This is a genomic window from Prosthecobacter sp. (genome assembly GCF_044373815.1).
Lineage (GTDB): Bacteria > Verrucomicrobiota > Verrucomicrobiia > Verrucomicrobiales > Verrucomicrobiaceae > Prosthecobacter.
This window is the reverse complement of sequence record NZ_JBIPNG010000018.1, coordinates 25,166-31,722: the sequence shown is the minus strand read 5'-3', so window position 1 is coordinate 31,722 and position 6,557 is coordinate 25,166. Positions and strand designations below refer to the sequence as shown.

General features: G+C 61.5%; 5 protein-coding genes and 1 pseudogene. 1 reads left to right on the top strand and 5 read right to left on the bottom strand.

Annotated features, from left to right (window positions below):
• From ACIREA_RS03015 to ACIREA_RS02995, 5 genes and pseudogenes are all read right to left on the bottom strand, one after another.
• A pseudogene (locus ACIREA_RS03015) lies at positions 1-616 on the bottom strand (hypothetical protein); the annotation flags it as partial.
• Between the two features lie 31 nt (positions 617-647).
• Complete coding sequence (locus tag ACIREA_RS03010; protein ID WP_397380410.1) at positions 648-1,133, bottom strand: DUF2059 domain-containing protein; 486 nt, start codon at positions 1,131-1,133, stop codon at positions 648-650.
• 67 nt (positions 1,134-1,200) lie between these two features.
• On the bottom strand, positions 1,201-1,905 hold the full coding sequence (locus ACIREA_RS03005) for a hypothetical protein (protein ID WP_397380408.1): 705 nt from the start codon (positions 1,903-1,905) through the stop codon (positions 1,201-1,203).
• A 393-nt stretch (positions 1,906-2,298) separates the two neighbouring features.
• Positions 2,299-4,392, bottom strand: coding sequence for a TonB-dependent receptor family protein (locus tag ACIREA_RS03000; RefSeq protein WP_397380406.1), 2,094 nt, complete (start codon positions 4,390-4,392; stop codon positions 2,299-2,301).
• A gap of 117 nt (positions 4,393-4,509) precedes the next feature.
• A complete protein-coding gene (locus ACIREA_RS02995) occupies positions 4,510-4,932 on the bottom strand; it encodes a hypothetical protein (RefSeq protein ID WP_397380404.1) in 423 nt (140 codons plus the stop codon).
• 164 nt (positions 4,933-5,096) lie between these two features.
• On the opposite strand from ACIREA_RS02995, the gene ACIREA_RS02990 reads away from it, so the two are divergent.
• Positions 5,097-6,551: a c-type cytochrome gene (locus ACIREA_RS02990; RefSeq protein ID WP_397380402.1), complete on the top strand. Its 1,455-nt coding sequence runs from the start codon at positions 5,097-5,099 to the stop codon at positions 6,549-6,551.
• The last annotated feature ends 6 nt before the right edge of the window (positions 6,552-6,557 follow it).

The window sequence follows — 6,557 nt, the reverse complement described above, 5'->3', positions numbered from 1 at the left end:
GGCCGGGCACGTTCATGAGGGAGGAGAGCTGCCACACGGAGCCGTCCGTGCTGGCGTAGGTTTTCAGCGACCACTCCTTCTCGGGCGCAGGGCCGCCGGAGCTGGGGTGGATGTTGAAGCTGGCGCCGTAGAAGCGTTTGTCCGCCGGATTGATGGTGGCGCGCCAGAGCCAGTCGCCTTTGGCCAGGAGCTTCTGCAGCGGGGTCCAGACCTTGCCGTCCATGGAGGTGGCGTAGCGTGTCTGGCGGCCCAGGGTGGCGGAGTCGCCGCCGCAGAGCAGGTAGAGGCGCTTTTCATCCGGCGTGACGATGAGCTTGGGATCGCGCAGATCCAGGCCGGGTTCGTTGAGGGTGACGTTGTCCACCCAGACCTTGCCAGTGGCGGAGATGAGGGTGTGGATGACGCCCTCGCCTTTGGTGGCGGAGTCCGCCTCACGGAAGCAGCAGTAGAAGAGGTTCTGAAACCGCGTGATGTCGGTGGCACCGTTGTGCGGGGCTTTGTCCCAGATTTTTTCCACGGAAACCAGCTCTGCCGTGGGGGCCTGCGCGTGCAGCAGGCTGGCGCTGGCAAGGGACAGAAGGGTGACGGCAGGAAGGGACAGAAGGCGTGAGATCATGGCGAAGGAAACGTACGCAGCCGGGTTGGTCTTATTGCTTGGTCATCTCTGCCTGCATGATCTGCATGATCTGCGGCTGCAAAACTTTCATCTTCTCCTGAGTCTCCTTCATCAGATCGGCAGTCACCTTGAGCTGCTTGCCAAGAAGCAGCTGGCCGGCGGGCGATTCCATCAGCGCAGTGACGTCCTTCGCCTCCTGTTCGGTGAAATTTTTGCCATAGATCACGACGATCTCAGGTTTGAGCTTTGCCCAGCCCATCTGCTCAAGGATGGCGGTCTTGACCTTTTCCATGCCGGTGGCGAACTTCTGCTGCATCGCCGGGGGCATGGCTTTGATCTGATCCGAGGTGCCGCCCATGCCGGCTTCAAACCCCAGGATGAGGTTGCTCTCGAATTGTTTTTGCACCTGAAGGGCGACCACCAGTTTTTCGATGGCTGCCTGGTGAGAGGCGGTCAAGTCAGCGCGCGCGGTGGTGAGGCAGAGGGCGAAGGTGGCGAGAGTCAGGATATTCTTCATGGGTAATAGGTGTGTTTAACCGATCCCCTGAAAAACAGGAAGGGCAAAAACACGCCTCGTTTGTAATTCATCGTTTCTTGGGCCGGGTGGCAAAGAAAAGGGCGATGCCGAGGCAGGCGACGAGGAAGATGCCGAAGGTCACCACGGTGAGCACGAGGTCGCGGGTGTCCTTGTTGGGGATGAAGCCGAGCTTGTGGAAGTTCGTGAACACGGTGGCTTCAAACTGGCGCTGCTTGTCGGTGTGGCGCGTCACGCTGCCGGTGGTGGTGGAGACATAGACGCGGGTGTCCAGCGCATCGCCGGCATCAAAGCGGTACACCGGCAGGATGCGGAAGATGTTGATGTACTCGGTGTTGAATGCGGTGAGGAAGTCCGTCTTTTTCACCTCGGCTCCGGCGAGGAAATTTTTCGCGATCTCGGCGGCGTAGGCTTCATCCATGGCGGAGTCCACTCTGCCATCCACGGCGCTGACGTACTGCGGTGCGCGGGAGGTCTTGGTGTAAACCTGGTACCAGGGCTGGCCGCCGATGCCGCGCAGATTGACCGCCTGCACCTCGGGTTTTTCTTCGGCCAGTTTGGCCACCGCCTCAGCCACGCTGACTTTGATCGCGTTCACATCCATGCCGCCGCCGGAGGGCTTCGCCTGCGGAGGTGGCGCCTGGGTGCGCGTCATGACGTTGTGCAGGACGCCGCTGCCGGAGGCGATGAGCACGGAGACACTGAAGAGCAGGCCGAGCCAGCGGTGGAGTTTGCGGATGAGGCGGGAGTTCATGGGGTGTGGAGAGGAGGGGTTATGGTGGAGTGTTTGAAAACCGATGTTGCGTGCGCAGCGGGCGACGGTGTTTTTGGAGCGCGGAATTTATTCCGCAGCAGGTTGCAAACATGCTGCGGGTGGCGCGGTGCCATCAGCATCGCAAACACGCTGCTTCAGGGGCGCGGAGAGGACGCAGGTGAAACGCGGAGTCCTGTGTGTTGCGGAGTGCTGCGGAATAAATTCCGCGCTCCCTGGCCCGTGCTTTGCCACATGCGGGCTGTCGCCACACCCATCCCACGGTGACTTCGCTGACGCTTTGAGTGTTGATGAAGGAAATGAGTTCAAAGCTGAAGGTTAAAAAAGGGGCGCAGAGCAGCTCGTCACCACTCTGCGCCCGGAGTTGTCAGTCGATCACCACTTCCACTCGATGCCGCCGTAGAAGGAGCGGCCGTCGCCGGGGAGGAAGACGGCGGGGGAGGTGGTGGCATTGGTCACCACGTTGACGGTGGGGCTGTAGTTTTCATCGGTGAGGTTGCGCGCCTCCACGTAGAAGGACAGGCCCTTCTTGGTGCGATAGCCGAACTTCAGGCCCAGCAGGGCGTAAGGGTCTGCAAAGGTGGTGCGTGCCAGGTCGGCGGCATAGCGGAAGGGAGACCACTCCAGCGTGGGGCCGGCGTAGAAGCCGCTGGGATGCTCATAGAGAAGCTGCGCGCGGTAATACACGGGCGAGTAGCCCGGCAGCAGGCGGTTGCCATACGCGGCGCTCTTGTTGAAGTGGAAGTTGTTCCAGAGGAAGTTCTGGTTCAGCACCAGGCGATCGGAGGAGGTCGCGAGGTTGCGCAGCAGGTCCGCATTCAGCGCGAATTCGACGCCCTGATGAATGGTGCTGCCGGCGTTCACGGTGGTCGTGGGGGTGAGGATGGGGGAGCCGAGGCCGAGCAGCTCGCGCTCCACCCAGGCGTAGTAGTAGCTGAAGTCCCAGGACACGCGGTCGCGCTGGCCGCGCGTGCCGATTTCCAAGGTGGTGGCGGTCTGCGGCTTCAACTGCAGCAGGCCCGTGCCGGCGGGTGTGGCCTCGCCCAAGGTGGGCGGTTCGAAGCTGCGGCTCGCGTTGAAATAGATCTGTGTCTTGGGGTCCACTTCATAGAGCAGACCGAGTTTTGGACTGAAGCCCCAGGCTTCGAGGCGGTCGCTGTTGTTGAAAGTGTTTCCGGGAAAGTACTGCAGTTCATCCAGCTCACGCGAGGCGTAGGCCACCTGGGCTCCGGCAATGAAGGAGAGCTTGTCCGTGAGGTGCAGCTGATCCTGGAAGTAGAAGTTGAAGTTCGTGGCCTGCAGGCGGTAGGCGGCCACCTGGGCTCCGCGTGTGCCATTGATGTTGGTAAAGCGGTTGTCATTCGTCCCGCCGTACATGAAGCCCGTGCCCACGGTGAGGGTGTTTTCGTGTCCCAGCAGCTTGCCCTTGTGCTCGTAGCGCAGGTCAAAGCCGAGGTCGTTGCTGAGCTGATCAATGACCTGGAAGATCGGATGATTCAGATCCTTCCATGACCAGAAGGTGGACAGCGTCAGGGTGTTGTCTCCGTCGCTGTAGGTCAGCTTGTCCGCCAGGCGCAAGAGCCGGTAGTTGCGCTCCTGGTAGCCTGCGCCGCCGGGCACGGTCGGGATGAAGGATCCCGGCGCGGCCTGCTGCGGATTGGCCTGCATCTGCGCCTTGGTCAGATTGCCGGGGAGCTGGGAGTTGCTGTCCACATAGGTGACGTAGAAGCGGTTCTCCAGATTCGGGCTGATCTTGGTGCCCACGTTCGCAAAGACGCGGAAGCTCTCCTGCTTGCTCCAGTCACGGAATCCGTCCGTGTGGGAGGCGGTGATGCTCACGTACATGTCCGTGTTGCCGCTGACAAAGCCGGAGGAGATCTGCGCGCGGTAGGTGTTGAAGCTGCCGACCTCCACGCGTGCCTGGCTGGCTGGCGCGGTATAGCCCGTGTTGGAGATGAAGTTGATCGCACCCCCGAGTGTGGAGGAGCCGTACTGCAGCGCATTCGCACCACGGAAGACTTCGATGTAGTTCGCCGTCAGCGGCTCGATGGCCTGCATGTCAAAGCCGCCGTCCGCCAGGTTCAGCGGCATGCCGTCCTGCATCAACCAGATGCCGCGACCATGAAAGGTGCGCTGCAGGCCGGAGCCACGGATGGAAAGGCGCGACTCCTCCGCGCCGAAGCGCGATTGAATCAGCACGCCGGGCGCGAAGTCCAGTGCGTCCTTCAGCGTGGAGGCACGACCGCGTTTGTAAAAATCCGCGTCCACCACACCAGCGCCGCCGGGCGTGGATGCAGCGATCTGTTCCTTGCGGAGTTCCAGGCTTGGGACCGTGAGTGAAGGCGAATCTTTCTTCGCCGTGATGATGACTTCGTTGAGTTCAGTCGTCGGGGTTTTCTTGGGGGTGGCGGTCTGTGCGAGCGCCGCGCTGGTCAGAGAGAATAAAAAGAGAAAAGAGAATGGTTTCATGAGTGGATGCGGGAGAAAGGCAGCCGCAGAAAAGGCGGCATGCGCATGGGGGTGGGCCGGACTTCGAAGCCCGGCGTATGGAGGAGAGAAGCGGTTGTGGAAAACCGCTCTGCTTGTTCAGACCTGCCCGCGTCGTGGCGGTGGTGGCTCCGGCATCCCGTTTCGGCTCATCAGTGCTTCGCACAGCGGTGCGAACGAAAGGATCTCTTCGGCGGGAGGAATCAGCACCGTGGGGCTGACGAGCACGGCATGCAGCCCCTTCGCGGCGTCATCTTCCTGTGTGCTTGAGCCGGAGTTGTTGGAGTCCTGAGACCCCTCCTTCACCTTCTTGCACAGCTCGCAGGCATGCTGCCCGTCAAAAGTCTTCTCCACGGCCTCGATCACCGATCCCTCACGTGCGAAGCTGATCAACATCCCCGTCCACGCGATGCCTTGCAGCAGCGCCCATTGCAGACCCAGCGCCAGGCACAGCAGCAGCACCGTCCCGCGCTGCGCGTGGCGCAGCCAGGGGCGTGGAGGTGCGGGTGCAGGGGCAAACATGGGGGGCGATTATGGAAGCGGGAGTATCCGTGTCAAGACAAGCACGGGGTTACTTCGCTTTGACCAGCCTCAGGCTGCGGCAAATTGCCGCAGTCCCAGAGAGGCGCGGCTGACTGCGGCATTTCGCCACATTTTCAGCGGGCCCGTGGCGGAGATGGGTGGGCATGGACTTTCCTTCCTTCTATATGGACCACCTCGCGGGTGGCCGGCTCATCATCGGCCTCATCGCCAGCCTGCATGTGCTCATCAATCATCCGCTGGCGGTGGGTGCGTACCCGCTGCTGACGTGGATGGAGTGGTGGGCGCACAAGAACAACCGGCCTGACATCGATCAGCTGGCGTACAAAATCACGTTCATCGTCTTCATCGTCACCACCACGGTCGGGGCCATGACGGGGGTGGGCATCTGGCTTTCCACCTCGCTCTTTGCACCTTTTGCCATTGGGTCGCTGTTGCGTGTGTTCTTCTGGGGCTGGTTCGCGGAGTGGCTGGTGTTCATCTCGGAGGTGGGTCTGATCCTGTGGTGGTTTTTGACGTGGAAAAAGGCGAACACGCCGGAAAAGAAGCGCAAGCACATCAAGATCGGCGTGGCGCTGAGCATCATGTCCTGGCTGACGATGGCGCTGATCGTGGCCGTGCTGGGCTTCATGATGAAACCCGGCGAGTGGAATCAAACACGCGCCTTCTGGGATGCGATGACCAATCCGCTCTACGCTCCGCAACTCGGCTTCCGCACCTTCATCGCGCTGATGATGGGCGCGGTGTTTGTGTGGTTTGCCACGTTCTTTTTCACGAAGCAAAAGCGCGGCTATGAGCAGGGCACGGGGCCACGACAATTGCGGAACTGGGTGGTGTACCGCATGTCCCATGTGGTGTTGGTGAGCCTGCTGGGTACGTACCTTTTCGGCACCTGGTATTGGAGCGCCATCCCGGAGACGATGAAGGCGAACAGCTCGGTGGCGCTGCTCACGCAGGAGTTCATGAGCTGGCACGGGCAGTTTCAAAGCCTGCTCGGCTGGACGATCCTGGTTTTTGCCTTAATCGGCCTCGGCGGTCTGGGCAGCAGCTTCCTGATCCCGCGCTGGGCGCTGCTGATTCCCAGCCTCATGGGCATCTGGCTGCTGGGGCATTTTGAACGCGCCCGCGAGTTCATGCGCAAGCCCTGGGTCATCGGTGAATACATGTACTCCAACGGCGTGCACAAAGACGAACTCGCCTTTCTGCAAAGCGAAGGCCTCCTGAAACACGCGACCTATGCGAAGCACCGCGAGGTCACCGAAGCGAACAAGGTCGAGTGCGGCAAGGACGTCTTCATGCTCGCCTGCTCGCGCTGCCACAGCACCACGGGACTCAATGGCGTGATCGAAAAATTCACCGCCATGTATGGCGCGGACAAGGACTGGGACAGCGGCGGCATGGCCCTCTTCATCCAAGGCATGCACCAGACCCGCACCTTCATGCCGCCCTTCCCTGGCAACGACAAGGAGGCGGAGGCGCTCGTGGCCTTCATCCAGCAGGTCCGCGCCACCCGTGAATCCCTGCCCGGCGCGCAGAGCACGGGCGTCGTGGTCGCTCCGCCACCCGCCCGGCCTGCCATGACCGCATCCTCCCAACCCTGATAGCAT

Excerpts from the sequence above, each read along its gene's own strand:
- ACIREA_RS03010 (WP_397380410.1), bottom strand. The coding sequence starts at position 1,133 with ATGAAGAATATCCTGACTCTCGCCACCTTCGCCCTCTGCCTCACCACC.
- ACIREA_RS03005 (WP_397380408.1), bottom strand. The coding sequence starts at position 1,905 with ATGAACTCCCGCCTCATCCGCAAACTCCACCGCTGGCTCGGCCTGCTC.
- ACIREA_RS03000 (WP_397380406.1), bottom strand. The coding sequence starts at position 4,392 with ATGAAACCATTCTCTTTTCTCTTTTTATTCTCTCTGACCAGCGCGGCG.
- ACIREA_RS02995 (WP_397380404.1), bottom strand. The coding sequence starts at position 4,932 with ATGTTTGCCCCTGCACCCGCACCTCCACGCCCCTGGCTGCGCCACGCG.
- ACIREA_RS02990 (WP_397380402.1), top strand. The coding sequence starts at position 5,097 with ATGGACTTTCCTTCCTTCTATATGGACCACCTCGCGGGTGGCCGGCTC.